Genomic DNA, 26,032 nt, shown 5'->3' on the forward strand with positions numbered 1-26,032 from the left:
TTACGCGTAAGCCAGCCCCATTTGGGCCAAGCCGACCAAATTGACCGTGCTGGCATTGAAATCGGTGTTAGCGGCCAAGGCCAATAATTGGGCTTGCGTGGCCTCGCCGTTGTCGAGCAGGGCGGTAAAGCTGGCCTGTGTCGCGGCATCTGGGGCGCTGCCCACCACGTTTTGGTACACCGTTTTGACAAAATCAGCATGGCTAAGTTGATTAAACAGGCCGATATTGACCACCACTTGCGCCACCTCCTGCAAGCTCCAACCTTGGTCAAATAAATTCAGCCCCACACCCACGGTATCCGGGGTAAGGGCCGTGAGGCCCGCCGCTGCGTTAATCAGCAAAGCGGTTTTGCCCGCGTTGCCATTCAAGTCGTAGGCATATTGGCCATCGGTAAAGTGCAGGCGGGCTGCATCGGTCACGGTTTCGCTGCTGTGCTGGCCGTCTATTTTGGTGACGGTCAGGCTTTTGCTGCTGCCGTTGAGCTTGACACCGTATTCCAAGCGGCTACCGCTGTAACTGGCAATCGCCACCCCATACGAATTGCCCTGCAAGGTGTGGCTGGTAGGCTGCAAAGTTTCTGCGAGCGTGTAGCGGTCGGCGCTGTAAATGCTCAAAAAATAGGGATAGGGGATGTCTTGGTAATGTATCCCGTTGAAGCTAAAACGGGCGGTTTTTGTCTGGCCTATCGCATCCACCACATCCATGCCGTCAATCACCTTGCCAAACACCGCATAGCCGGGCTGGCTGGGGCTTTGGTAGTTGAGCCAAGCGTTATTGGCCGTATTGACAAAAAATTGTGCCGTGGCTGAATCAGGCTCAGATGTGCGCGCCATCGCTATCGTGCCGCGCTCATGGTTCAGGCCAGTATTGGATTCCAACGCAATAGGCGTGCTGGTGGGCTTGGGCTGCAAGGCATGGTCAAAGCCACCGCCTTGCACCATAAATTGGTCAATCACCCGATGGAACAGGGTGCCCGCGTAAAAATCGGCATCCACATAGGCCAAAAAATTGGCCACGGTGGCGGGCGCGTGCTGAGGGTACAACTCGACGGTCAATGGGCCGTAGTTGGTGTTGATGAGAACGAGTGGATTGCTGCTGGTGTTGGGCATGGCGTTGAATGCAAAAACAGAAAACGGCGCAGTCTAGCCCAGCTGCACCCGCATGGCAGCAGCATCCCATTAACGGGCGTAGAGCAGCGCGCGCACGTTGTCATCCATCGGCAAGGTGTAATCGGCAGCGGCTACTACCAAATTGCCCACCGGATGCACCAGTTTCAGGCTGACGTACACCGCCCGTTGCGATACCGCATAGGTGCCTATCAGCACGGCTTGGGCATCATGGCGCTGGCTCACTTCGTGCAGCTCGCGCGAGAGTAGCAATTCGCCTTGGCTAGGAAGCATCACCAAGTTGTCGCGCAAGCGTGGCTCGACCACCAACACACCGCGCTGCACCAGCTGGCCAGCCAGTTGTTCAGACAGGGTGCGCCCTAGGCGCGAGGATTCGCCCAGCCTATCCACACTGACCAAGGTAGCCACCAGCAGGGGGCGCGCGGGGTCCAAAGCGGTATTTTTAAGCAATATATCAATTGCTTGGGCGTTGCTTTCGACCAAATCGGCGCGCACATGGGCCGCGTCGCCATAGTAGTAACGGGCGCAACCGGGCAGGGCCAGTGCAGCGGCCAACAAGGCCAAGGTGGCGGTACGGCGTTTCATGGGGCAATCACCCGCCATGTTTTGATGGGCGTAGGGCTTGGAAAGGGCGGCGGTGGAGCATACAAAAAGGCATCGTCGGGGTCTAGGTAGTAGATGTCGGCGGTGCGCGTCAGGTAGCGCTTTTCGCTCTCTAGCGAGGTGCTAATCAGCACTTCGGTGCGGGTGGGCCACGGCCCCATGTTGTAGTGGTGCGGTGCCGTGGATACTGGCACGGTGTTGCTGCTGCCGCCGTCACCGACCTCGGGGCCGGTGCGCCCAGGGGCGGGCGGCTGCCAGTTGCGTAGTACCGATACCCCCGATGCCAGCGGCATGGCACTGCGGGCCAACAGTTGATTAATCGGGGTGCCGTGGGCAATCAATTGGGCATCCACGTGCAACACCACCTTGGTGGGTTCGGTAGAGACCGTGATGTTTTTATCTAACAAGCGCGTCAGCAGCAGTTTGTGAAAGCCCGTGCTGAATTCAGTGGTTTGGCTGGTCTTAATCGACAGGGGGTATTCACCCGGTGGCCATTCGCTGATTTTGTAGGCAATGCGCTCGGCCACATCGTTGGCCAGCACATCCCAATGGTGGACGGCCATCGCTTTTTTCTGGCCACTGGGAGCGTGGCGCTCTAAATGGGGCAAATCAGCCACGGTGCCGCAACCGGCCAGCGCCGCCGCAGCCAACAGAGGCAGAAGGAGAGGGGGCAGAATGCGCCGGGTGGGGTAGGGCTTGGCTTGCATAGGCTGCGATGGTAGCGGCCCTTGGCTGGGTGCAATCGCTCAATTAAATGCCGATTCGCCATCTTCTTTACACCTGCTGGGACAGCGCAGGCACTTACAGCGGCAAAATTGGCGCATGAACGCGCGCGCATCTTCGTCTGGTAAAACCCCAGCAAAACCCCCACGGCCTGCTGCTGCAACTGCGGCAACTGCAGTATCCCCGACAGCTCCGGCAACCCCCGCTTTTGATTTGGTGCGGCTGGCTTTGATTTGGCTGGCTTTTTTGGCCACGGTGGCCATGCTGCACTGGGGTAGTGCGGTGTGTATCCCGATTGTGTTGAGTTTGCTGTTGGCCTGTGCTTTGCAACCGGCGGTGCAAACCCTGCAAGGCTGGCGCATTCCGCGTGCGCTCAGTGCTGCGGTGTTGCTGCTGACGCTGGTGGCGGGGCTGGCCGGTAGCAGTTGGTTTTTGAGCGATGGGGCCTCGCAATTGGTGGATGCCTTGCCGGTGGCAGCGAAAAAAGTGCGTGACCAGCTGCGTAGCCAAAGCCGCGCGGGCAGCGGCGGCACGCTAGAGACGGTGCAAAAAGCGGCCACGCAAATTGAACAAGCCGCCCAAGAAAATGCCACGCTTGCCACGCGCCGGGGGGTGCAGCGCGTGGTGGTGGAGCGCCCGCCGTTCAATGTACGCGATTATGTGTGGCCAGGCACGCTGGGGCTGGTCTCGGGGCTGGCGCAATTGGCCGCTGTGGTTTTTTTGAGTTTCTTTTTGTTGGCCTCGGGCGATTTGTTGCGGCGCAAACTGCTGGGCATGGTCGGCCCCGGCGCACAGCGCCAGCAAAGCGCCTTAGATATGGCCGATGAAATCAACACCCAAGTGCGCCGTTATTTGCTGGTGCAACTGTGGACCAGCGCCTTGGTGGGCGTAGCCACCGGCTTGGCGTATTGGGGACTGGGTTTGCAGCAGGCAGCCGTGTGGGGCGTGGCAGCGGCGGTGCTTAATTTGGTGCCTTATGTCGGCTCCTTGGTGGTGACGGGTGGCTCGGCCTTGGTGGCTTTTTTGCAATTTGGCACGCCCAATATGGCGCTGGCGGTGGGCGGGGCTTCGTTGCTGATTCATACGCTGGTGGGCAATCTACTCACGCCTTGGCTGACCAGCCGCACCAGCAGCCTGAACCCGGTAGCGGTGTTTGCTGGCATCATGGCGTGGGGTTGGCTGTGGGGCGTTTGGGGCTTGTTGCTGGGTATCCCGCTGATGATTGCTATTAAGGCAGTGTGTAGCCGGGTGGCGGCCTTACACCCAGTGAGCGAGTTAATGGGCAATTGACGTGTGCGGCAATTCTGGCGTTTTCCGCGCACAATGGCCGTTTATCGTTTTTGCTCTGATTGACCCATGAAATTCCAAGGCTCCTCCCAATACGTTGCTACCCAAGATTTGATGCTGGCCGTGAATGCGGCCATCAAACTCCAGCGTCCGTTGCTGGTCAAAGGGGAACCAGGCACCGGCAAAACCATGCTGGCCGAGGAAGTAGCGCAAGCCTTGAACCTGCCACTGCTGCAATGGCACATCAAGTCCACCACCAAAGCGCAACAGGGTTTGTATGAATACGATGCCGTCAGCCGCCTGCGCGATTCGCAATTGGGCGATGCTGACAGCAGCGAGCGCGTGCAAGATATTCGCAACTACATTGTGAAGGGTGTGCTGTGGCAAGCTTTTATGGCCGAGCAGCCGGTGGCCCTGCTGATTGACGAAATCGACAAAGCCGATATTGAGTTCCCCAACGACCTGCTGCGCGAACTCGACCGCATGGAGTTTTATTGCTACGAAACGCGCGAGCTGATTCGTGCCAAGCACCGGCCCGTGGTGTTTATCACCTCCAACAACGAAAAAGAGCTGCCCGATGCCTTTTTGCGCCGCTGCTTTTTTCACTACATCAAATTCCCCGAGGCGGACACCATGCGCCGCATTGTGGAGGTGCATTTTCCGACGCTGAAAGGTGAATTGTTGGCCGCTGCCATGAAAACGTTTTACGACGTGCGCGGCCTGCCCGGCCTGAAAAAGAAGCCCTCGACCAGCGAGTTGATTGACTGGCTCAAGCTCCTAGTGGCCGAGGATATTCCGCTGCAAGCGCTGCAAAGTGCCGACAACAAAGTGTCGGTGCCGCCGCTGGTAGGCGCCCTGCTGAAAAACGAGCAAGACGTGAGCTTGTTTGAAAAACTGGTGTTGATGAACCAGCGCCATCGCTAAGGCACCGATAGCATCCTTGGCTGGCATCGGCTTGGGTGTGGCACCAGCCTCCCAGCCGATTAAAGTTTGAACACGCTCACGGTTTGCACGACGGCATTGGCTTGCTGCTCTAAGGATTGGGCAGCGTGCGCGGCATCTTGCACCGAGGCAGCGTTGTCGCGCGTGCCGTGGTCCATCTGAATCACGGCCTGTTTGACTTGGTCAATGTCCAGCGCTTGCTGCTCGCTGGCGCTGGTAATCTCTTGCATGATGCTGGCGGCCCGCTGTACGCTACCGACAATCTCTTGCATGGTGCTGCCCGCGTCTGCCACCAGTTGGCTGCCGACCTGTACGCTCTGCACCGAGCTGCCAATCAGGGTTTTGATTTCTTTGGCCGCTTCGGCAGAACGGCCGGCTAGATTTCGTACTTCAGAGGCTACCACGGCAAAGCCGCGCCCTTGTTCGCCAGCGCGCGCGGCTTCTACTGCTGCATTCAGGGCCAAAATATTGGTTTGGAAGGCAATGCCGTCAATCACGCCAATGATGTCGGCAATTTTGCGCGAGGAGGTATTGATTTCTTCCATCGTTTTTACCACCTGTGATACCACTGCACCGCCTTTGGCAGCAATGTTGGAGGTGTCCCCGACCAAATGATTGGCCTGTTTGGCGCTTTCGTGGTTTTGCCGCACCGTCAGCGATAAAGTCTCCATCGCGGCAGCCGTTTGTTCTAAGGCGCTGGCTTGCTGCGCGGTGCGTGTGGACAAATCCAGATTGCCGCGCGCAATTTGTGTGGTGGCACTGGCCATCGCCTCGGCGTTGCGGCGAATGTCTGTCACCACCCGAATCAGGTTTTGCTGCATGGCGTGGACATTGGCATTGAGGCTGTGTTGGTCTCCGGCTTGTACGGTGATGCTTTCGCTCAAATCACCCCGGCCCACATGGCGCACCAGCGCGGCGGCCTGTGCTGGTTCTACGCCCAAATCGCGCCACACCGAGGTGATGATGGCGTGCGAACCCAGCCCCAGCCCCAACACAATTAACACCCCCATGCCAATATTGACCATCAGCCCTTCGCGTTGTGCCGTTGTAAGGCTGGTAAAGCGCTCTTCTAAGGTAGCGTGGGCTTGGGTGCGCGACAAATCCACTTGGCGCATCAGTTCTTTTTGTGCGGCCCCCATGCGCTGAAATTGCTCCGGCGAGGTCTGCTTGTTCAACATACTTTGCGTGGCTTGCAGGGCGGCGCTTTGGTAGGCTTCAAAAGCCGTACTCAACTGGCCCACCAGTTCGCGTTTGCCATCGAGTTGGCGCGATTTTTCTAAAGCAGCCTGCACATGTTGGATGGTTTTTTGTGCATCCTTGAGGCGGTCGGCATCATCTTCTACCGCTGCTGCCTGAAAATCAGCCTGCAACTGGTGGATGCCGCGCTCGGCATCGAACAAATGCTCCAGAAACGGGGTTTCCACCGTGCGTAGCAGTTCTAGGTTGCGGTGGTTGTTCCAGCCCATCACCAAGCTGATGAGCAGCCCGACCGCAAACACCACCCCCACGCTGAGTGGCAAGAGCCATATTTTGAGGCGAAATTTCATGGTGTGAAAATATGATGGCGAATCGGGTGGGCTGAAAATGGGGCTTTAATCAAGGCTCAACAGCACTTTGACCGAAGCATCGACCGCAGATTTTTCTATATAGCCAATCGCCTTGGGGTTGGCGGCCAATACCTTTTTCACTTCGGCAGAGTTGGCCAGCTCTTTAGGCAATGTGGCTTTACCCGAAAACACCAAGCGCGCCCAAGCGGCCTTGACTTGGGCGGCAGATTTGCCGGTGGCTTTGCTATAAAACTGCTCGCGCACCGGGGCTGATTCTGACTGGTCTAGCAGTGTTACGGCACCCACACCGGGCAGCTGGTCGGATTTACCCAAAAACAGCGCCGATGCCTGCTCTGCACTCAAAGCGCTGGCAGCACTTTGCGCCCCGGCCACCACAGCCACTTGGGCATAAGCCAGCGGCCCCAAGAGTAAACCTGCGATGAACAAGCAGGTAGAGTGAAATGGTTTCATGCGGCCCCCAAAAAATCAGAAAACACGGTCGTAGCTGATGCGTAGCACCGTGGAGTGGCCGCCAAAGACGTTGCTATCGTCTGTGTTTCTGTCCACTTGGGCCTTAACGGTGCTGCTGGAAGACAGGTCGTAGCGCAAGGAGACTGAACTGCGGTGGTAGTTGCCCACGGTGTAGGCTTGGCTATCGGTAGTGCGCTCTCTAAAGCGGGCATAGTTGATGAAGGGTGTCCATTTGCCAAAGCGCATCCCTGCACCCACGGTCAGTGCTGGGGCAGTGACTTTGTAGCCATCCAGTTTGCGTGTGAGTTGCGTAAACTCGGACAGCACAAACCATTCATCCATGTCTAGGTTGGCCGCCAAGCCATAAGCGCGCATAGTAGCTTGTCCATTCACGTCTGCGCTGGCGGGGTCATTGTTGTAGGCGCTGGCTTTGGCGCCCATCATGACAGCACGCAGGGTAAGCGGGCCGTGGTTGACCTCAATATCTCCGCCGATAATATCTTTCCAGCGCACTTGGGTTTTACCGGCGGGATAGTACAGTTTTTGGTAGCGCGAGCTGCGGACGGTTTCTTGACCGGCAAACACGCTGGCCGTGAGGGTGGCCTCGCCCACATTGCGGTTGTAGCGCAAACTAGCCCCGTTGTAGTTGGTGGCTTCCCAGCCGTACAACTCGGGCGGCGGCGATATCCAAGGGTAAGCCACGCCAATATCCTGAAAATCTGAGTAGTAATACAGCGGAATGCGTTTGCGGCCCAAATACAGCTCAAAATTTTGGTTCAGCTTGTAGCTGCCAAAAGCCCATGCCACATCAGGGGTGGCGCGCGTGCCCCGGCTGACCAACTGCACCGTCAGGCCGGCTTGCTCGTTCAGGGTGTATTTGCCTTGCACGCCTATGCGCGATTCTGGCCGCAGCGTGAACTCATCACCATAGACACCGGCGTTGCTCCAATCGGCCACATAGCAGGGGCATTGCACGTCTTTGATGGTGTTGGGTCCGGTATAGCCTGCATCTAAACTGCCATTGGTCACTTTACCGCCCACCAGCGAGACATAGCCCGACAGCTTGAGTTTGGATTCGGTGTTGGGGCTGGGGCTGGTGGTGGCCTCTTGTGCGGAGGCCGACAAGGCAGCCCCCAGCAACAAGGCTCCACCCCATAAATGGGGCTTGATTTTGGACATGGAATCAATCATGGTGAAAATGGTGCTGAAAATTATTTCATGCGGCCTTGAATGGGCGCTGACAAACAAACAGCTTGGTATGGCTCTTTGTACTGATTTTTGAGCTTAAAGTGTTGCCTGTTTGGTGGCAACACCCGCAGTGGCAAAACTGGCCATTTCGCGCAAAATGGCACAAGCCGATACCAACAAGGGCCAAGCCAAAGCCGCGCCCGAACCTTCGCCCAAGCGCAAGCCAAAATCCAATAAAGGCTGGGCTTGTAACTGCGCCAACATCAAGGCATGGCCCGGCTCGCCAGAGTTGTGAGAAAAAACGCAGCGTTGCAATACCAAAGGCTGCAAACGGCTGGCCACCAACACCGCCGCCGTGGTGATAAAGCCATCGACCAAAATCACGCGGCGCTCGCTGGCCGCTTGTAGCACTGCGCCTACCATCGTGGCTACTTCAAAGCCGCCCAAGGCGGCCAGCGCGTCCAGAGGTTCAATGGCATCGGCATTGGCTTGCAATGCTTGCTGCAATACGGCGCGTTTGCGGGCAATGCCAGCGGCATCCAGCCCGGTGCCTGCGCCGGTGCAGGCTTCTAAAGAGGTGCCGCACAGCCGCGCCAATAGTAGTGAGGCTACCGAGGTATTGCCAATGCCCATCTCGCCCAATAACAGCGCATTGCCGGGCAGCTGGCGTACCAGCTCCATGCCATGCGCCAGCGCCTGCGTGCATTGGGCCGCGCTCATGGCCGGGCCGATAGAGGCATCTTGCGTAGCGGCAGCGACTTTGCGAATACACAATTGGGGCTGGCCAGCGATGGCTTGGCGGGGGGCAAAATCACGCGCTACACCGCAATCCACCACGGTCAGGGCCAAGCCATGTTGCCGGGCCAGCACGCTCACAGCAGCGCCACCGGCCAAAAAATTATCGACCATTTGCCAAGTGACATCGCTGGGGTAAGCGGATACCCCTTTGGCGGCTAAACCATGATCGGCGGCAAACACCACCATCTGTGGTGCCTCTAACTGGGGTTGCTCGGTGCCCAAAATTTGGCCCAACTGCAAGGCCAGTGCCTCTAAGCGGCCTAGCGCTCCCAGAGGCTTGGTTTTGTGGTCTAGTTGGTGTTGCAATGCTTGCGTCAGGGCAGCGTCGGTCAAATCGGCGACAGTGGGCAATTGCAAAGGTGTAGGCATAAAAAACGCTCAGAAGAAAAGAAAAAAACAGAACAAAGACAGGACATTGGCAGCATCACCCCAAAGTAGCAGGCAAAACCAAGACAATATCGGCCCACTACTTGCCAACCTTTTTTGCGGAATATAAAAATATGGCCACCCCCCCCCAGAGTAACCAGCGGCTCGATTGGCTACCCAGCAGCGCACTAGCCAGCTTACCCACCGTATCGTCCAGCAACTACCGGGGTGGCTTGCGCCATTTTGCCATTGGGGTCACACTGGTTTCGACTTGCCATAACGGCGTGCGCGCGGGCCTGACGGCCACTGCCGTCTGCTCGGTCACCGCCGAACCGCCACGTTTGGTGGTGTTTGTGAATAAAAATGTGGCCGCTTGTGATTTAATTTTTCAAAGTGGCGCGCTGTGTATCAATGTGCTGGCCGCCGAGCAAGAAGAATTGGCCAAAGCGTTTGCCTCGATGATTCCAGACGTACAAGGCGAAGCCCGGTTTAATTACGGCACTTGGGACAAGGCCGTGACGGGGGTGCCGGTATTGCACAATGCACTGGCCAATTTTGATTGTCGCGTGGTCAAGGTGTTTGAAGAAAGCACACACCAAGCCTTTGTCTGCGAAGTGCTGGCCACGCGCGAGCGCAGCGATGGCGACGCTCTAATTTACCTTAACGGGGCGTTTCGGAGTCTGCCGCAATAAGGCCCGCCAGCACGCCGGGGGCAAAGTGGCGCTCGATGTAGGCGGCCATGTTGTCAAACACCTGCTCTAGCGTGGGGGCAGCGGCCCCAAACAGGGCTTGCAGGGCAGCTGGATCTTCTAGCAGACCGTGCAGGTACAGGCCCAACACATTGCCCGCGTTGTTTTGCCACGCCAAGCCGGGCAGCACCTCGCGTGCCACATCGCCCTTGGCGGCCATTGCCGGGTGTTGCGCGGTTTGGCCGTGGTGGATTTCGTAGCCTTGCACTAGTACCCCAGACAGCGCCGCCCACGCGCCGGACAAGGGGCCAAACTGGGCTTGGGTATGGCGCAAGGTTTTGGCCGCTTCAAACACCGTGACCAAGGGCAGCAAACCCAAACCGGGGCCATTGCCGTCAATGCCGTTGGGGTCAATCAGGGCTTCGCCCAGCATTTGCAGGCCACCACAAATGCCCAATACCCGCCCGCCAGCGTTGGCATGGGCCGCCACGGCGGCATCCAAGCCTTGGGCGCGCAACCACGCCAAATCAGCCGTTGTGGCCTTGGAGCCGGGCAGCACCAGCCAATCGGTACGCGGGTTTAGTCCGACCAATTCTGCCGGGCTGCGCGCCCACAGCAGGCGCAGGCCGGGAATATTCTTCAGGGGCTGAAACTCATCCAAATTGCTCAGGCGCGGGTAGGCCACCACGGCCACGGTGGTATGGACCACGCCTTGGCTGTGCTTGCGGTCGTCAAACACGCCATCTTCTTCGGGCAGGCCATGCTGCCACCACATCGGCAAGGTGGCCACGGTGGGCACGCCAGTCAGGTCTTGCAGCATTTGTGGCGCAGGGGCCAGCAAAGCGGCATCGCCGCGAAACTTGTTCAGCACAAAACCGTGGATGAGTGTGCGCTCTTCTGGCGGTAACAAGGCCCAAGTGCCATACAAATGGGCGAAAGCGCCGCCTCGGTCAATATCGGTGACCAGCAGACAATGCGCTTGGGCATGGCGGGCTACGCGCATGTTGACGATGTCGCTGGCGTGCAGGTTGATTTCGGCGGGGGAACCTGCCCCTTCGATTACCACCACGTCGTTTTGGGCGCGTAAGTCATCCAAGGCTTGTTGGATGGCGGGCCAAACTTTGTCACTGCGCCCACGCCAAGGCATGGCGGTGAGTTGGGCATCGACTTGGCCCAGCAGCACCACTTGGCTATGGGTGTCGGCCTCGGGCTTGAGCAACAGCGGGTTCATGCGTACCTCGGGCAACGCACGGGCAGCCAGGGCCTGAAAGTATTGCGCGCTGCCAATCTCACCCAAACTGCCGCCCGGCCCCACCACGACACGGGCGTTGTTGCTCATGTTTTGCGCCTTAAACGGTGCCACCTTCAAGCCTTGGTTGCTCAACCAGCGGCACAGCGCGGTGGCAAGCCAGCTTTTACCGGCACCGCTGGTCGTGCCCAACACCATCACGCAGCGTGCCGGGCGGGCAGAAACAGGGAGTTCAACAGACATGGCACGGGCAGCGCAAAGCAAGGTTTACGGTTTGGAAGAAGAAGGGGGGCGCGACAAAGCGGCAATTTCTTCCTCTAAGTCAGCGGGCAGGTTGAAATCCATCGAGAACTCTTCGCCATCTAGGATGATGCGTTGTCTCTCAGGCGCTGCTGGCTTGGCCAGCGCAGCGGCCAATTCTGGACTGGAAATGGCGGCTGTGGTGCTGGCGGCCACCGGTGCAGGGGCATTGGCAGATGCGGGTGCGGGTGCTGGGGGATTAGCAGCAGTCTCTAAACTTTGCCCTGGTAGCCAAGAAAAATCATCCATCGACAAGCCAGCGTCTTGGGGTGCTGGGGGCACGGCTACCAACATCGGTTCTGCTGCCAGCACTGGCGCTGATGATGGCAACACTGCGGGGACTGCCGCCTGTATCTCATCTATCGCCTCCATCGCATCGACTTCGTCTTTGAGCGGCGTGGTGCGCTCGCGTGGCGGTGGCAAGCCTCGGGCGTGGGCCGGTGTGGTTTGGGCAATGGCGTACAACAACATCAAATCGTCGTAGGCATTCAAATCAAACACCGGCATTGTTTCAGAACGCTGGAACAAGCAGCGCTCTAAGGCTTGCAATACCTCTTGCTGGCTCCATTGGGCTTCAATTTGGGCCAAGGTTTCGGTATAACTCAACAAAGAGCGCCCTGCTTGGTGAAACTGGGCAAACGCTGGCACTTGTGCATTGAAATACTGATGAAACTCGGCGCGCAATTGGGCAAAATCTTCGGTGCGGCCCAAAGAATGGTACAGGCGCAACAACTCCAAATAGGCCAAAGGCGAAGAGGTATCGTTTTCGGCGATGTGCTTTTTCATCACCCCAATGGCTTGCTCGTTCTCGCCCACCGAGACAAAAAATTCGGCCTGCTGTTGCAAATCGAAGATGGCCTCGGGGTTAATTAACTGGCGCGGCTGTAACTGGGGTGCCGTGACCACGCTGGGCACAGGCTCTAGTACATCGGTCAGGACTGGAAATTGGGCATCTGCCGCATCCGCTTCCAGAGATTCCATCAAAATCAAATCGACACCCATAGCCGCTGTGTCGGAGGCTAAGGTACTCTCCCAAGGGTCATTGCTGTGCGCTGATGCTGCTGGCGCTGGGGACGAAACTGCACTCGCTACCACGGCTGTTGGGGCCTCTGGTGTCGGCACAGCGGGGGCTGGCGGTGCAGGGGGCGTGGCATCAGCGGCCCACCTCGCTTTTGCCGCCAATAGCGCGCGGCTACGCCGCCACAGCCACAAGGCCCATGCCAATAATGCCACCAACAGGCCCAGCAGCATATACACCACCGTGGCCGAAAAACGCTGTTGCTGTACCTGCTCTAATTGCAGCTGTAATTGGGCATTGGCCGCGCGCAACTCGTCTATGTTGGCGCGCAAGGCCACCAAATTGGCAAGCAATTGCTCTTGCTCTTTTTGTTGCGCTTCAGACCACTCCAGCGGTGCGGTCGGCGCTGAGGGCGCGGGCAGGGTTGAGGCTGGGGTTGAGGCTTCGGGCGCAGTGACAATCGCCTGCGGCGGCAGTGCTGGCCCACCGTCGGCTGCGGGCATCTGGCCGACCGGCTCTACCACCAAACGCGCGGGCGCGGGTGCAGGTGCAGGTGCAGGTGCAGGTGCAGGTGCAGGTGCAGGTGCAGGTGCAGGCGCTGGTTTTGGTACTGGTACTGGTGCAGGTGCCGCAGGAATAACCGCGCCGCTGGCAGCAGGTAATACCTTTTTTTGTACCTTGGCCGGATGTCGCATCACCACAGGCGGGTATGGCACCGAGCGCACCCGCGCACGTGCCGCTTCAGCGGCAGGCGCACTTTGGGCCAGCGCGCGGCTGTCCACCGGGGTATCGGGCACCCAAGGGCGCACCCGCACCGGTGCATTTTGAGAAGAGCGCGTGGCCGCATCTGGCAAGTCGGCCAACAGCGTGTAGGTGCGACGCACGGGGCTACTACAACCCACCGACAACTGCACCATCACCACCGGCTCTTTGATGGGGCTATCGGTACGCACTTGGGCCAGCCAGACTCCATCCGTCGCAGTGGTGGGAACCCAACGTACCGTGCTAGGGGTCACCCCCGCAGTCCCATCGCCTTGTAACACCTCGGCACTCAGACAGTGTGCGTGGTCAACATCGGCGGGATGCGGGCGCGCTTGCACCCGAATATCCAGAGGCCGCCCTAATACGGCCCCACCCATAACAGAGCCTAGCACCAAGGCGCTGGCACCAGAGGCATAAAGTGCCGCACTCAGGGCAAGAAGGGGAAAACGTAATTTCACAGGCTTATTTTCAAGAAGAAGCTAATTTTGGCATACCTCTTATTAAAAAAATCAATAGCAGATAAAGGTTTAGCAAGGTTTATCAAAGTGTCCGCTGCACCCAACGCGCTGCCCCTTGCCCTGCCAGCACCCCACTGGCCATGCTGGCCGTGAGCAGATAACCGCCGGTGGGAGCCTCCCAGTCGAGCATCTCGCCCGCGCAAAACACCCCCGGCAACTGGCGCAGCATCAGGTGTTCGTCCAAAGCCTCTAGCGTGACACCGCCAGCGGTGCTAATCGCTTCATCCATAGGGCGCGCGGCCACTAGCGTGATAGGCAGGGCCTTGATGGCAGCGGCCAGCGCCAGCGTATCGGCCATGCGCTCTTTGCCCAACTGCTCGTATAAGATGCCCATTTTGATACCGTCCAATCCCAAGCGACTTTTGAGGTGGCTGCTCAAACTGCGCGTGCCACGCGGATGGCGCACCTCGGCCAGCACGCGCTCTGGGCTGTGGTCGGGCAACAAATCTAAATGAAAAGTGGCGCTACCGTGGGTTTCAATTTCATCGCGCAATAAAGCCGATACGGCATAAATCAAACTGCCTTCTACGCCAGTAGCGGTGGCGACAAACTCGCCCCGGCGCTGAAAATGGTGCCCGCTGCTGTCCTGAAAATCAATCGCCACCGATTTGAATGGCTGCCCGGCAAAACGGCCCGCAAAATGGGGTGTCCAGCCTACCACCGGCGCTTGACCCAACAGCTCGCGCAGAAACTCGCGCCGGGTCTCGCCGCCCACGCTGGCTTGGTGCAAGACATCAAAGCCACAATTGGCCGGGCGCAGTGTGGCCACTTCTACCCCTTGCGCGCGCAACCAAGGTGCCCAAGCGCCATCCGAACCCAAACGCGCCCAACTGGCCCCGCCCAAAGCCAGCACCAGCGCTTGCGCTTGCAGCTGCACCTTGCCACTGGGGGTACTAAAGCACAAAGCGCCATTCTCGGCCCAGCCGCTCCAGCGGTGGCGCATATGAAACTGCACCCCCAAAGCGCGCAAACGCTGCAACCAAGCGCGCAGCAGAGGGGCAGCTTTCATGCTGGACGGAAACACCCGCCCCGAGCTACCGACAAAGGTATCTACCCCCAAGCCCTGCGCCCAAGCGCGCACCTGCTCTGGCCCAAACTGCTGCAACCAAGGCTGTAATTGGGCTTGGCGCGTGCCAAAACGGCCCACAAAATCAGCTGCTGGCTCAGAGTGCGTCAGGTTGAGGCCGCCTTTGCCCGCCAGCAAAAATTTGCGCCCTACTGTGGGCATGGCATCAAACACCTGTACGGCCACGCCTTGGCGCGCCAAAGTCTCGGCGGCCATCAAGCCCGCTGGGCCAGCACCAACAATCGCTACACCGGCAAAAACGCCAGAAGATGGAAAAGAATGGGATAAATTCATAGCTCAAAAATTAAAAATAGGCACCGTACCCTGCTGGAGCATCGCTCTGGCTATCGCCACCATAGCCAAAACCAGCGCACCACGCCGCACAGAAAAAAGGGCTTTCTGTCAAAATGCAGCCACTTTATCTTGAGTCCCCCCGATGGAAGGAAAAAATCATGGCCAGCGAATTGATTAAACATGTCTCCGATGCCAGCTTTCAGGCTGATGTGCTGCAAGCCAGCAGCCCGGTGCTGGTGGACTACTGGGCCGAATGGTGTGGCCCCTGCAAGATGATTGCCCCCATCTTGGACGAAGTGGCCAGCGCCTACCAAGGCAAGCTGACCATCGCCAAAATGAACGTCGATGAAAACCGCGAAGTACCGGCCAAGTTTGGCATCCGTGGCATCCCCACGCTCATGTTGTTCAAAGATGGCCAATTGGCCGCCACCAAAGTGGGTGCCCTGAGCAAAGCCCAACTCACCGCCTTTATCGACCAACAACTGGCCTAAGCTGCCCCCAGTGCGCTCACCATGCGCCAACGCTAGGCCCCTGCGGCCAGCGCTTGGCGCAAACCGCCCTCTTAACCCCTTGCTGGGGTCAAACGATGCTGCCATTGGCGTGCAGCGCTGGTTTTTGCCTTATTTTCCTGTCATAATCACCCGCTGATCCTTGGCCTGCACGCAGAGGCAGTACCCAAGCCGATCAACCGGCCCGCACCAGCGGCCCGTTACAGCCCTACGGCACCTCGCTTTCCCCCAGAGTCAGATTCATACCACTCCGCTACGGAGTTATTTCCATGCACCTTAACGAACTCAAGGCACTGCACGTGTCTGAAGTCCTCAAGCAGGCCGAAGCACTTGAAATCGAAAACGGCGGCCGGATGCGCAAACAAGAGTTGATGTTTGCCATTATCAAAAAACGCGCCAAAGCCGGAGAACAGGTTTTTGCCGATGGGGTGCTAGAGATTTTGCCCGATGGCTTCGGTTTTTTGCGTAGCCCCGACACCAGCTTTACCGCCAGCACCGACGACATCTACATCTCGCCCAGCCAAGTGCGCCGCTTTAACCTGCACACCGGCGACATGATTGAAGGCGAAGTACGCACGCCCAAAGATGGTGAGCGTTATTTTGCCCTGACCAAACTCGATAAGGTCAACGGCGGCCCACCCGAGCAAAACAAGCACAAGGTGATGTTTGAAAACCTCACGCCGCTGTTCCCCAAAGAACAAATGCGGCTAGAGCGCGACATCAAAAGCGAAGAAAACATCACGGGCCGCATCATCGACATCATCGCCCCAATTGGCCGAGGCCAGCGCGCCCTGATTGTGGCGCCGCCCAAGAGCGGCAAAACCGTGATGATGCAGCACATTGCCCACGCTATCACCGCCAACAACCCCGATGTGCATTTGATGGTGCTGCTGGTGGACGAGCGCCCCGAAGAAGTGACCGAAATGCAACGCACGGTCAAGGGCGACATCATCGCTTCCACCTTTGACGAGCCAGCGGCGCGCCATGTGCATGTGGCCGAAATGGTGATTGAACGCGCCAAGCGCTTGGTCGAGCTGAAAAAAGACGTGGTGATTTTGCTGGACTCCATCACCCGGCTGGCGCGCGCTTACAACAACGTGGTGCCCTCCTCGGGCAAGGTGCTGTCGGGCGGTGTGGATGCCGCCGCGTTGCAACGCCCCAAACGCTTCTTTGGTGCGGCGCGCAAGGTCGAAGAAGGTGGCTCGCTCACCATCATTGCCACGGCTTTGGTGGATACCGGCAGCCGCATGGACGAAGTGATTTTTGAAGAATTCAAAGGCACCGGCAACTGCGAAATCCACCTCAACCGCCGTCTGTACGAAAAGCGCGTCTTCCCAGCGATTGAGCTGAACAAGAGCGGCACCCGGCGCGAAGAGTTGCTACTGGCCCCCGAGATTTTGCAAAAAACCCGCATCCTGCGCCAGTTCATGTACAACATGGACGAAATTGAGTCGATGGAGCTAATGATTAAAAACATGAAAGCCACTAAGAGCAATGTCGAGTTCTTCGACATGATGCGCCGAGGTGGCTGATTTTTGCGCCGCTGTGCGATAATAGAGAGCTTTTCTTGCGGAAAGTACGCCAAATGGTTTGGCACGGCTCCCGCACCAGACTAAAAGGTAACCATCATGAAAGCAGGCATTCACCCCAACTACCGCGAAGTGCTGTTCGTGGACCTGTCCAATGGCTTCAAGTTCGTGACCCGTTCTTGCGTCAATGCCAAAGAAAAGGAAACGTTCGAAGGCAAAGAATATCCGCTGTACAAGCTCGATACTTCTTCTGAATCGCATCCTTTCTACACTGGCACGCAAAAGTCGGTGGACAACATGGGCGGTCGCGTCGAGAAGTTCCGCAACCGCTTCGGCAAGACCAGCTTGGCCAAGTAAGCCCTGCTTCTTCGCCACCAAGGGCAGCCCGGGTAACCGCGCTGCCTTTTTGTTTGCCCCTTTCATCCATCCTTTGGCCTTGTACCGCGTGAGTTTACCCACCACCCCTGCCATCGTTGCCCAAAGCGCTGTGCGCCGATTGCCGCGTCTGGCGCTGTGGCTGCTGTGCTGGGCGTATATCCTGCCCGGTTTTTTACTGCGTGACCCGTGGCGCGGCAACGACATGGCCGCTTTTGGTTATATGCGCGCTTTGGCCCAAGGCCAAACCGATTGGTTCGCCCCGCAATTGTTGGGCATGGCCCCAGAAACCCAAGGTTTGTTGCCCTATTGGTTGGGCGCTTGGGCTATTCAGGGCTTGGGGCCGTGGTGGGGGGCAGAACTGGCTGCGCGTTTGCCGTTTATGGCCATGCTGGGCCTGACTTTGTTGGCCACTTGGCATGGCGTGTATGGACTGGCCAGCAGCCCCAAGGCGCAGCCGGTGGCTTTTGCTTTTGGCGGCGAAGCCCAACCCGCCGACTATGCCCGCGCGATGGCCGATGCTGGCTTGCTGGCCCTGCTGGCCTGCTTAGGCTTGGCCCAACCCGCCCACGAAGTCAGTACGTATTTGGCGCAACTGTGCGGCACAGCACTGGTGTTTTATGCACTGGCAGCGTCCCCGGCAGCCTCTGTGGTGCGCCCATTCATCTTAGGGATTGGCTTGATAGGGCTGGTACTCAGTGGGGCACCGGCACTGGCGTTGCTGTATAGCTTGGGCGGTGCCATTTTGTGCGGGTGGGAATGTCGCCAGACGGAGCCAGAGGGCAACGCCCCCTCCCGGCTTTGGGCCGTTATGGTGTTGCTACTGGGTTTGGCAAGTGCTTTGTTGGCCTACTGGCTGGATGTATGGCTTTGGAAAGCCCAATGGCCGGTATGGAGCGATGCGGGCAGCTTGGGGCGCTTGCTGCTGTGGTTTACCTGGCCGGCTTGGCCTTTGGCTTTGTGGACGGTTTGGCGCTGGCGCCAACAAATTACAGGCCGCCAACCCCATCGGCATTTGCTGCTGCCGCTGTGGTTTGTGCTGGTGGCCTTGGGGGCAACCTTCAGCACCCAACCCGCCGACCGGGCCTTGCTGCTGGCATTGCCAGCATTGGCGGCTTTGGCCGCCTTTGCCTTGCCCACCCTGCGCCGCAGTGTGGCAGCGTTGGTCGATTGGTTTACTTTGCTGTTTTTTAGTGTGTCCGCGATTGCCATTTGGGTGATTTGGCTATCGACGCAAATTGGCATCCCCGCCAAACCAGCGGCCAACGTGGCCCGCTTGGCTCCGGGTTTTGTGCCCGAGTTTTCAGCGCTGGCGCTGTGGGTAGCCTTGTTGGCCAGCGCTGCTTGGTGTGCTTTGGTGGCTTGGCGTGCTGGTCGTCACCGTGCAGCTATTTGGAAAAGTTTGGTATTGCCCGCCGCTGGGGCCACGTTGAGCTGGTTGCTGCTCATGACGCTGTGGCTGCCGATGCTCAACTATGCGCGCAGCGATGCACCGCAAATGCGGGCAATCTCAGCCCTGCTAGGAAAGCAGCCCGGTTGCGTGCAGGGCCACGGTCTCAGCCGTAGCCAAGTGGCCGCTTTGCAATACCACGCGGGCCTGAACTTGTCTTTGTTAGACAGCGCACAGCCCTGCCAATGGCTGATTCGCAACCAACAGGCTTTCTGGCCAGCGGCTGTGGCGACCAGCTGGCAAGAACAGGCCCGCATGGCCCGCCCAACCGAAAAAACCGATGTGCTGGTGCTGTATCGGCGCTTGGCCGATAAGCGTTAGCCGATAGCCGTGGAGCTTGCTGGCGGGCGCACCCGGCTGGCCGGAAAATGCACACTAAAAGTTGAACCTTGGCCCAATGTGCTTTGGATGTCTAAACTGGCATCGTGGCGTTGCAGTACATGTTTCACAATCGCCAGTCCTAAGCCTGTGCCGCCGGTCTCGCGTGAGCGACTGCGGTCGACGCGATAAAAGCGTTCGGTCAGGCGTGGAATATGCACCGCATCAATGCCGGGGCCAGTATCACGCACCGCAAACACTGCACTGCCATCGGCTTGCCAGCGCCAACTCACTTCAATCGTGCCACTGGCCGGGGTGTAACGCACCGCATTGCTGATGAGGTTAGACAAAGCGCTTTGCAGTTCCGTCTGAATACCCGCAATCTCACCCATGCCTTCGGGTGGGGCAGGCAGCGGGAAAATCATGGTGTGGTGGCGTGTTTGGTTGCGCGTGAGCAACTGCGACAAAGCCCGGCCCTCGTCGGCACAATGCTCTAGCAGTTGGTGTATCGGCACCCAGCCCTCCATGCCCGGACGTGGGCTGTCTTCTAGGCGCGATAAGGTCAGCAGCCCCTGCACCACGTTTTGCATGCGTGCTGCCTGTTGGGCCATCAAACCTAAATAGCGCGTTTGTTCTTCGCTGCTGAGTTGCAAGGTTTGCAAGGTCTCGACAAACCCCACCAGCACGGTGAGCGGCGTGCGGATTTCATGCGAGACGTTGGCGACAAAATCGCGCCGCATGGCCTCGGCTTGCTCTACGGCGGTGATGTCGCGTGAAATCATCAGCTTGCGCCCCTTGCCATGCGGATACATCTGCACTGACAAGCGCACGGGCCGCGCTGGAGTGCTAAAGCGTCCTTGCAACACCACATCATGGCTGTAGTCTTTGCTGTTGCAATAAGCAGCAAAATCAGGGTCACGCACCAAGTTGCTCAATGATTGCAGGTGGTCGCGCTCGGCATCAAAGCCAAACTGACCGCAGGCCGTTTTGTTGCACCACTCAATGCGGCCTTCGGGGTCTAACAACACCAGCCCATTGGGCGATGCCTGCAAAGCGGCAAACACATCATCTAACCGCCGTTCACATTCTTGGACCTGCTGCTGCTGGGTGCGTAGCAAGCGGCGCACCCGATCCACCGCTTGGCCCCAGAGGCCGTGCATCCCTTGGGGCGCGGCCTCTAGCTCGCCGCCACGAAACCAATGCAATACCCGCGCTCCGCGCCACAAATCGCTGGCAAACCAGCACCAACCAGCAAAAGCACCCCCCACAGCAGCACCCCAAGCACCGGCATACCACCACCCCAGCAATAAACCCAAGGCTTGGCTCAAGGAAAAGATAAAAATGCGCCAAGCCATTGCAGTGATGGGAAAAGGGGTCAACGGGAAGGTAAAAAAACCGTGCTAGGCACTCGCTCAGGCTGCTCAGGCTTGCAGTAGCGCTTTGGGTTGGGCCGTGAGGCGGTAGCCCGCACCGCGCACCGTCTCGACCATGCTGCCAGCGATGCCCAAGGCTTCGCGCAGGCGTTTGACATGCACATCCACCGTGCGCTCTTCGATGAACACATGGTCACCCCAGACCTTGTCCAGCAATTGGGAGCGGCTATGCACGCGCTCAGGGTGTTTCATTAAATAATGCAGCAGCTTGAACTCGGTTGGCCCCACCTTGACCGGCTGCTCTTGGCACGAGACCCGGTGCGTAGCGGCATCCAGCGTGAGAATGCCAATCGTCACGCTGTCTTGTAGCTGCTCGGGCGCGCGTCGGCGCAACACCGCCCGAATGCGCGCCAACAACTCTTGGGTAGAAAACGGCTTGGTGATGTAATCGTCCGCCCCGGCATCCAAACCAGCTACCTTGTCTGGCTCGTCGCCACGCGCGGTCAGTATCAAAATCGGAATCGGCTTGGTGCGGCTATCGGCACGCCATTTGCGCGCCAGTGCCAAGCCACTTTGGCCCGGCAGCATCCAATCAAGCAAAATGACATCGGGCAACACGGCATCGAGTTCGCGCTGGGCCGATTCACCATCTTCAGACCAAATCGGCGAAAAACCATTGTGGCGCAAATTGACGGCAATCAGCTCGGCAATCGCTGGCTCGTCCTCCACAATCAGCACACGGGGAAGTTGTTTCATCTTGGTGCCTGGTCTGAAGTGTTAGCGCAGCACGCTGGATTCAATCTCTTCCAGCGAGGTATGGCGCACATCCATTCCTTTGACCAAATAAATCACCAATTCGGCCATGTTTTTGGAGTGGTCACCGATGCGCTCAATCGCCTTGGCCAAAAACAGTAAATCGAGGCTAGAAGAAATGGTGCGCGCATCTTCCATCATGTAGGTAATGAGTTTGCGGACAAAACCGTCAAACTCTTGGTCTATCAGGTCATCCTCTTTCAGAATATCCACTGCGGCTTTGGTATCGAGGCGGGCAAAGGCATCCAAGGCTTTACGCAATTGGGCCGATGCCATATCAGCGGCCACGCGCAAATCCATGGTAGGCAAAGTACGTGGCACACCACCACGTTGCACAATAGATTTCACCATGCGCGCCATGCGACTGGCCTCATCGCCCATGCGTTCTAAATTGGCCGTGGCTTTAGAAACCGCCATCAGCAGGCGTAAATCGCGTGCTGTGGGCTGACGGCGGGCAATAATGGAGGCCAATTCGTGGTCAATTTCGACCTCCATATGATTGACTTTGGCTTCTAAGGTTTCAACCTGCTCTACCGCCTCTAGGTTGAAATTGGCAAAAGCCTCAATCGCTTGGCGAATTTGTGACTCGACCAAGCCGCCCAATTCCATGACGCGGGCCGAGACGCTGTTCAGTTCGCTATCGAACTGGGATGAAAGGTGTTTTTCGCTCATTGTGCGACTCCTTGCTTAGCCGAAGCGGCCCGTGATGTAATCTTCTGTTTCTTTGCGCTGGGGCTTGAAGAACATGCGTTCGGTTTCGCCAAATTCAATCAAATCACCCAAATACATATAGGCGGTGTAATCGCTGCAACGCGCGGCTTGCTGCATGTTGTGTGTCACAATCACCACGGTGTAATCGCTTTTCAATTCGGCAATTAACTCTTCGACCTTGGCGGTAGAAATCGGGTCTAACGCCGAGCAAGGCTCATCGAGCAGCAAAATTTCGGGCTTGATGGCAATGCCGCGCGCAATGCACAGGCGCTGCTGCTGGCCACCCGATAGGCTAGAGCCATTTTGGTGCAGCTTGTCTTTGACTTCGTTCCAGAGGGCCGCCTTGTTCAAAGCCCACTCGACACGGTCTTCCATTTCGCTGGCATTGAGGCTTTCAAACAGTTTGACCCCAAAAGCGATATTGTCAAAGATGGACATAGGGAACGGTGTTGGCTTTTGGAACACCATGCCCACCTTGGCACGAATCAATGCTACGTCTTGTTTGCTGGTAAGTAAGTTTTCGCCATCCAACAAAATTTGGCCTTCAGCGCGCTGCTCGGGGTACAACTCGAACATGCGGTTAAAGGTGCGTAGCAGGGTAGATTTACCACAACCCGAGGGGCCAATAAAAGCCGTTACCTTGTTGGCCGGAATATCCAAGTTAATATTTTTTAGCGCATGGAATTTGCCATAATAAAAATTTAAATCACGCACCGTGAGCTTGGCATCGGTGCTTGCCACGGGGGCAACGTGGGCAGAAGAAGTCATGCAACAATCCTTGTCTTATTTTTGGCGCGTTAGCACGCGCGCCAGAATATTGAGTCCGAGTACCGCCAGCGTAATCAGGAACACACCGGCCCAAGCCAGATGTTGCCAATTTTCGTAGGGACTCATGGCAAATTTGAAGATGGTGACCGGCAGGCTGGCCATCGGTTTGGAGAGGTCAGAATTCCAGAATTGGTTATTCAGCGCAGTAAACAGCAGCGGAGCGGTTTCGCCAGCAATCCGGGCCACCCCCAGCAACACGCCCGTAATCACGCCAGCACGGGCGGCGCGCAGCGTCACCATCGTGATAACTTTCCATTTGGGCGTACCCAAAGCATAGGCGGCTTCACGCAGGCCAGCGGGCACCAACAACAGCATATTTTCTGTCGTGCGAATCACCACCGGAATCACAATCAGCGCCAAAGCCAGCACGCCAGCGTAGCCCGAGAAGCTCTTGAAGCGCGCCACCACCACCGCATAAACAAACAAACCAATCACAATACTCGGGGCAGAGAGCAAAATATCGTTCACGAAGCGGGTGGACGAAGCCAACCAACCGCGTGGATTATATTCGGCCAAGTAAATACCTGCCAAAATACCAATCGGTGTACCGATAAAGGTAGAAAGTGCCACCATAATGAAGGAGCCATAAATGGCGTTGGCAATACCCCCTTCATCGTTGGGCGGCGGAGTCATTTCGGTAAACAGGGCAATGCTCAGGCCGCCCACCCCCAAACGGATGGTTTCCCACAAAATCCAAATCAACCAAAATAGGCCAAAAGCCATCGCCCCCAGCGATAAAGTAAGGGCAATTTGATTAACGCGCTTACGGCTGTTGTAGCGCGCTTGGCGTGCTTGGGTTTGCGCTGCACTATGGCTTGAAGCAGGTACTGCGCTCATGTGCGGGTTCCTTCGTTCTTTTGCAAGCTGGCCAGCAGCACTTTAGACAAGGCCAATACCACAAAGGTAATAAAAAACAGCACCAGACCCAAGTAAATCAAGGAGGCTTGGTGCAGCCCTTCACCGGCTTCGGCAAACTCATTCGCCAAGGCCGAGGTAATGCTGTTGGCCGCTTCAAACATCGACAAAGAATCCAGCTGGTTCATGTTACCAATCACAAAGGTAACGGCCATTGTCTCGCCCAAAGCGCGGCCCAAACCCAACATAATGCCGCCCAAAACACCTGTTTTGGTAAACGGCAATACCACTTTCCAGACCACTTCCCAAGTGGTAGAACCCAAGCCATAGGCTGATTCTTTTAGCAGCGGTGGTGTGACTTCAAACACATCGCGCATCACGGCGGCGATAAAGGGAATCACCATGATGGCCAAAATAATGCCAGCGGACAAAATACCAATACCTACCGGCGGGCCAGACACCAAAGCGCCCAAATAGGGTACGCCGCTAAACCAGTTTTGCAGCGGCTGTTGCACATAGGTGGACAAAATAGGGCCAAACACCATCAGGCCCCACATGCCATACACGATGGAGGGCACAGCAGCCAATAACTCGATGGCTGTACCCAGTGGGCGCTTGAGCCACGCGGGTGAGAGTTCGGTTAAAAACAGTGCGATACCAAAACTGACGGGCACGGCAATCAGCAAAGCGATGATAGAAGTGGCGATGGTGCCATAAATCATCACCAAACCGCCGTACTCATCTTGCACGGGGTCCCAAACGGAACTGGTTAAAAAGCCCAGCCCGTATTTAGAAATAGAGGGCCAAGCCCCTGCCACCAGCGAGGCCATGATGCCCAACAACAGCAGCAGCGTCAGGATGGCGGCCCCACGGGCCAGCCAGCCAAATATACGGTCGGCCAACATGCCAGACATCATCATCGGCTTGCGGGGAGGAATAGGCTTGGGTTGCACGTGGGGTTCTGTTTGAACCGACATGCTCCCGCTGACGGGCATCGTTGTGGACACGTTGAGTAGCCTTGAGGAGAAATAAAAATGCAAGCACCGGCGGCACTGCTGGAGCTAGGTGCGCCAACAGTGCCGCCAGCTACCATCACTTGTAGGCGATAGCCTTGCCCGAATCGTCTTTGATGTTGTCGGCCCAAGACTTGGCCACCATGTCTTTCACCACGTTGGGCAGAGGCACATAGTCCAAATCGGCAGCAATCTTGTCGCCGTTTTTGTAGGCCCAGTCAAAGAACTTGAGCGAAGTGGCTGCATCGACCGCCTTATCGGGGGTCTTGTGCATCAAGATGAAGGTGGGGTTGGTGATGGGCCAAGTGGCTGCACCGGGTTGGTTGGTCAAAATCAGATAGAAGCTCTTGGGCCAGACAGCGCCAGCGGCAGCAGCTTTGAAGGCATCGTCTTCGGGGGCGACAAACTGGCCTGCTGCGTTTTGCATCAGGGCATAGTTCATCTTGTTTTGCTTGACGTAGGCGTATTCAACATAGCCAATCGAGTTGGGCAGGCGGCCGACAAAAGCGGCTACGCCTTCGTTGCCCTTGCCACCCGCACCGGTGGGCCAGTTGACGGCGGTACCTTCGCCGACCTTGGTTTTCCACTCGGTATTTACCTTAGACAGGTAATTGGTGAAAATAAAGGTGGTGCCAGAACCATCAGCGCGGCGCACCGGCGAGATGGTGGCATCGGGCAGGGCCAAACCAGTGTTGATGGCTTGGATGGCCGGGTCATTCCACTTGGTGATTTTGCCCAAATAGATGTCGCCCAGCACTTGGCCGTTGAGCTTGAGTTGTCCGGGGGCAATACCCTTGACGTTAATCACCGGCACCACGCCACCAATCACCATTGGGAATTGGGTCAGGCCCTTCTTTTCCAGGTCTTCTTCCTTCAAAGGCATGTCCGAGGCACCAAAGGCCACGGTTTTGGCCTCAATTTGGCGCAAACCCGCACCCGAGCCTACCGATTGGTAGTTGATTTTGATGCCGGTGGCTTTGTTGTAATCGGCTGCCCATTTGGCATACAGCGGTGCCGGGAAGGTGGCACCAGCGCCCGTGACTTCTTGTTGCGCCATTGCAGCAGAGAATGCTCCAGCACCGATAACACCAGCGACCAGCACGCGAATCATGGACAGTTTCATGGGAAAAACCTCTCAGGTTAGAAAGTACAGTTGCTGGTGACTCTAAAAGCCGTTTGTGACAACGTTGTGACATGCTTCACACTCGGAGTTTTTTGTTCTTCTTCGTAGAAATCGCTTTTTCTCTCGCCCCTGCCAGCAGATATATGACAGCTTCGTCATGGTAATGTCATGATTGCTGCATAGTCT

24 protein-coding genes are annotated in these 26,032 nt (G+C 57.4%); 7 read left to right on the forward strand and 17 right to left on the reverse strand.

Annotation, left to right across the window (positions count from 1 at the left end):
• The 3 genes from PHX60_RS03180 to PHX60_RS03190 form a co-directional block, all read right to left on the reverse strand.
• Complete coding sequence (locus tag PHX60_RS03180) at positions 1–1,110, reverse strand: peptidylprolyl isomerase (protein WP_300074590.1); 1,110 nt, start codon at positions 1,108–1,110, stop codon at positions 1–3.
• Positions 1,111–1,179: 69 nt separating this feature from the next.
• Entirely contained in the window at positions 1,180–1,713 is a 534-nt protein-coding gene (locus tag PHX60_RS03185) for a FlgO family outer membrane protein (RefSeq protein ID WP_300074593.1), read from the reverse strand.
• Positions 1,710–2,438, reverse strand: coding sequence for a hypothetical protein (locus tag PHX60_RS03190; protein ID WP_300074596.1), 729 nt, complete (start codon positions 2,436–2,438; stop codon positions 1,710–1,712). The genes PHX60_RS03185 and PHX60_RS03190 overlap by 4 nt, the downstream gene beginning before the upstream one ends.
• A 232-nt stretch (positions 2,439–2,670) precedes the next feature.
• Between PHX60_RS03190 and PHX60_RS03195 the strand changes: the two genes are divergently transcribed.
• Both PHX60_RS03195 and PHX60_RS03200 read left to right on the forward strand, forming a co-directional pair.
• Positions 2,671–3,744, forward strand: coding sequence for an AI-2E family transporter (locus PHX60_RS03195; RefSeq protein ID WP_300074599.1), 1,074 nt, complete (start codon positions 2,671–2,673; stop codon positions 3,742–3,744).
• Positions 3,745–3,810: 66 nt separating this feature from the next.
• The gene (locus PHX60_RS03200) at positions 3,811–4,665 is read left to right on the forward strand and encodes a MoxR family ATPase (RefSeq protein WP_300074602.1); all 855 of its coding nucleotides are present in this window, start codon (positions 3,811–3,813) and stop codon (positions 4,663–4,665) included.
• A 59-nt stretch (positions 4,666–4,724) separates the two neighbouring features.
• Here the strand turns inward: PHX60_RS03200 and PHX60_RS03205 are convergent, their stop codons facing one another.
• The 4 genes from PHX60_RS03205 to cobT form a co-directional block, all read right to left on the reverse strand.
• Entirely contained in the window at positions 4,725–6,230 is a 1,506-nt protein-coding gene (locus tag PHX60_RS03205) for a methyl-accepting chemotaxis protein (protein WP_300074605.1), read from the reverse strand.
• A 45-nt stretch (positions 6,231–6,275) separates the two neighbouring features.
• On the reverse strand, positions 6,276–6,701 hold the full coding sequence (locus tag PHX60_RS03210; RefSeq protein WP_300074608.1) for a hypothetical protein: 426 nt from the start codon (positions 6,699–6,701) through the stop codon (positions 6,276–6,278).
• Between the two features lie 15 nt (positions 6,702–6,716).
• A complete protein-coding gene (locus PHX60_RS03215) occupies positions 6,717–7,892 on the reverse strand; it encodes a porin (protein ID WP_300074611.1) in 1,176 nt (391 codons plus the stop codon).
• Between the two features lie 93 nt (positions 7,893–7,985).
• A complete protein-coding gene (gene cobT, locus PHX60_RS03220; protein WP_300074614.1) occupies positions 7,986–9,056 on the reverse strand; it encodes a nicotinate-nucleotide--dimethylbenzimidazole phosphoribosyltransferase in 1,071 nt (356 codons plus the stop codon).
• A gap of 131 nt (positions 9,057–9,187) precedes the next feature.
• On the opposite strand from cobT, the gene PHX60_RS03225 reads away from it, so the two are divergent.
• Complete coding sequence (locus tag PHX60_RS03225) at positions 9,188–9,745, forward strand: flavin reductase family protein (protein WP_300074617.1); 558 nt, start codon at positions 9,188–9,190, stop codon at positions 9,743–9,745.
• On the opposite strand, the gene PHX60_RS03230 is transcribed toward PHX60_RS03225, so the two are convergent.
• The 3 genes from PHX60_RS03230 to PHX60_RS03240 form a co-directional block, all read right to left on the reverse strand.
• Positions 9,714–11,189, reverse strand: a complete 1,476-nt coding sequence (locus PHX60_RS03230; protein WP_300074781.1) for a cobyric acid synthase — start codon at positions 11,187–11,189, stop codon at positions 9,714–9,716. The two genes, PHX60_RS03225 and PHX60_RS03230, sit on opposite strands and share 32 nt — an antisense overlap.
• Positions 11,190–11,258: 69 nt before the next feature.
• Positions 11,259–13,529 carry a hypothetical protein gene (locus PHX60_RS03235; RefSeq protein ID WP_300074620.1) on the reverse strand — a complete coding sequence of 757 codons (2,271 nt, stop codon included), beginning with the start codon at positions 13,527–13,529 and terminating at the stop codon, positions 11,259–11,261.
• 82 nt (positions 13,530–13,611) lie between these two features.
• Positions 13,612–14,949, reverse strand: coding sequence for a TIGR03862 family flavoprotein (locus PHX60_RS03240; RefSeq protein WP_300074623.1), 1,338 nt, complete (start codon positions 14,947–14,949; stop codon positions 13,612–13,614).
• 158 nt (positions 14,950–15,107) lie between these two features.
• Between PHX60_RS03240 and trxA the strand changes: the two genes are divergently transcribed.
• The 4 genes from trxA (at position 15,108) to PHX60_RS03260 (ending at position 19,133) form a co-directional block, all read left to right on the forward strand.
• Positions 15,108–15,440: a thioredoxin TrxA gene (gene trxA, locus PHX60_RS03245; RefSeq protein WP_300074625.1), complete on the forward strand. Its 333-nt coding sequence runs from the start codon at positions 15,108–15,110 to the stop codon at positions 15,438–15,440.
• A 287-nt stretch (positions 15,441–15,727) separates the two neighbouring features.
• Positions 15,728–16,990: a transcription termination factor Rho gene (gene rho, locus PHX60_RS03250; protein ID WP_300074628.1), complete on the forward strand. Its 1,263-nt coding sequence runs from the start codon at positions 15,728–15,730 to the stop codon at positions 16,988–16,990.
• A 96-nt stretch (positions 16,991–17,086) separates the two neighbouring features.
• Positions 17,087–17,344 carry a type B 50S ribosomal protein L31 gene (locus PHX60_RS03255; protein WP_300074631.1) on the forward strand — a complete coding sequence of 86 codons (258 nt, stop codon included), beginning with the start codon at positions 17,087–17,089 and terminating at the stop codon, positions 17,342–17,344.
• A gap of 88 nt (positions 17,345–17,432) precedes the next feature.
• Entirely contained in the window at positions 17,433–19,133 is a 1,701-nt protein-coding gene (locus tag PHX60_RS03260; RefSeq protein ID WP_300074784.1) for a hypothetical protein, read from the forward strand.
• Here PHX60_RS03260 and phoR read toward each other — a convergent pair.
• The 7 genes from phoR to pstS all read right to left on the reverse strand — a co-directional run bounded on the left by phoR (position 19,130) and on the right by pstS (position 25,846).
• A complete protein-coding gene (gene phoR, locus PHX60_RS03265) occupies positions 19,130–20,485 on the reverse strand; it encodes a phosphate regulon sensor histidine kinase PhoR (protein ID WP_300074787.1) in 1,356 nt (451 codons plus the stop codon). The two genes, PHX60_RS03260 and phoR, sit on opposite strands and share 4 nt — an antisense overlap.
• 66 nt (positions 20,486–20,551) lie before the next feature.
• The gene (gene phoB, locus PHX60_RS03270) at positions 20,552–21,259 is read right to left on the reverse strand and encodes a phosphate regulon transcriptional regulator PhoB (RefSeq protein ID WP_300074634.1); all 708 of its coding nucleotides are present in this window, start codon (positions 21,257–21,259) and stop codon (positions 20,552–20,554) included.
• 21 nt (positions 21,260–21,280) lie between these two features.
• A complete protein-coding gene (phoU, locus tag PHX60_RS03275; protein WP_300074637.1) occupies positions 21,281–21,988 on the reverse strand; it encodes a phosphate signaling complex protein PhoU in 708 nt (235 codons plus the stop codon).
• A 15-nt stretch (positions 21,989–22,003) separates the two neighbouring features.
• Positions 22,004–22,795, reverse strand: a complete 792-nt coding sequence (gene pstB, locus PHX60_RS03280; protein ID WP_300074640.1) for a phosphate ABC transporter ATP-binding protein PstB — start codon at positions 22,793–22,795, stop codon at positions 22,004–22,006.
• A 15-nt stretch (positions 22,796–22,810) separates the two neighbouring features.
• The gene (gene pstA, locus PHX60_RS03285; protein ID WP_300074642.1) at positions 22,811–23,692 is read right to left on the reverse strand and encodes a phosphate ABC transporter permease PstA; all 882 of its coding nucleotides are present in this window, start codon (positions 23,690–23,692) and stop codon (positions 22,811–22,813) included.
• Positions 23,689–24,627, reverse strand: a complete 939-nt coding sequence (pstC, locus tag PHX60_RS03290) for a phosphate ABC transporter permease subunit PstC (RefSeq protein WP_300074790.1) — start codon at positions 24,625–24,627, stop codon at positions 23,689–23,691. The genes pstA and pstC overlap by 4 nt, the downstream gene beginning before the upstream one ends.
• Before the next feature lie 175 nt (positions 24,628–24,802).
• Positions 24,803–25,846 carry a phosphate ABC transporter substrate-binding protein PstS gene (gene pstS / locus PHX60_RS03295; RefSeq protein ID WP_300074645.1) on the reverse strand — a complete coding sequence of 348 codons (1,044 nt, stop codon included), beginning with the start codon at positions 25,844–25,846 and terminating at the stop codon, positions 24,803–24,805.
• Positions 25,847–26,032: the final 186 nt, after the last annotated feature.

It is taken from the genome of Giesbergeria sp. (genome assembly GCF_028686475.1).
In the GTDB taxonomy this organism is placed as follows: domain Bacteria; phylum Pseudomonadota; class Gammaproteobacteria; order Burkholderiales; family Burkholderiaceae_C; genus Simplicispira.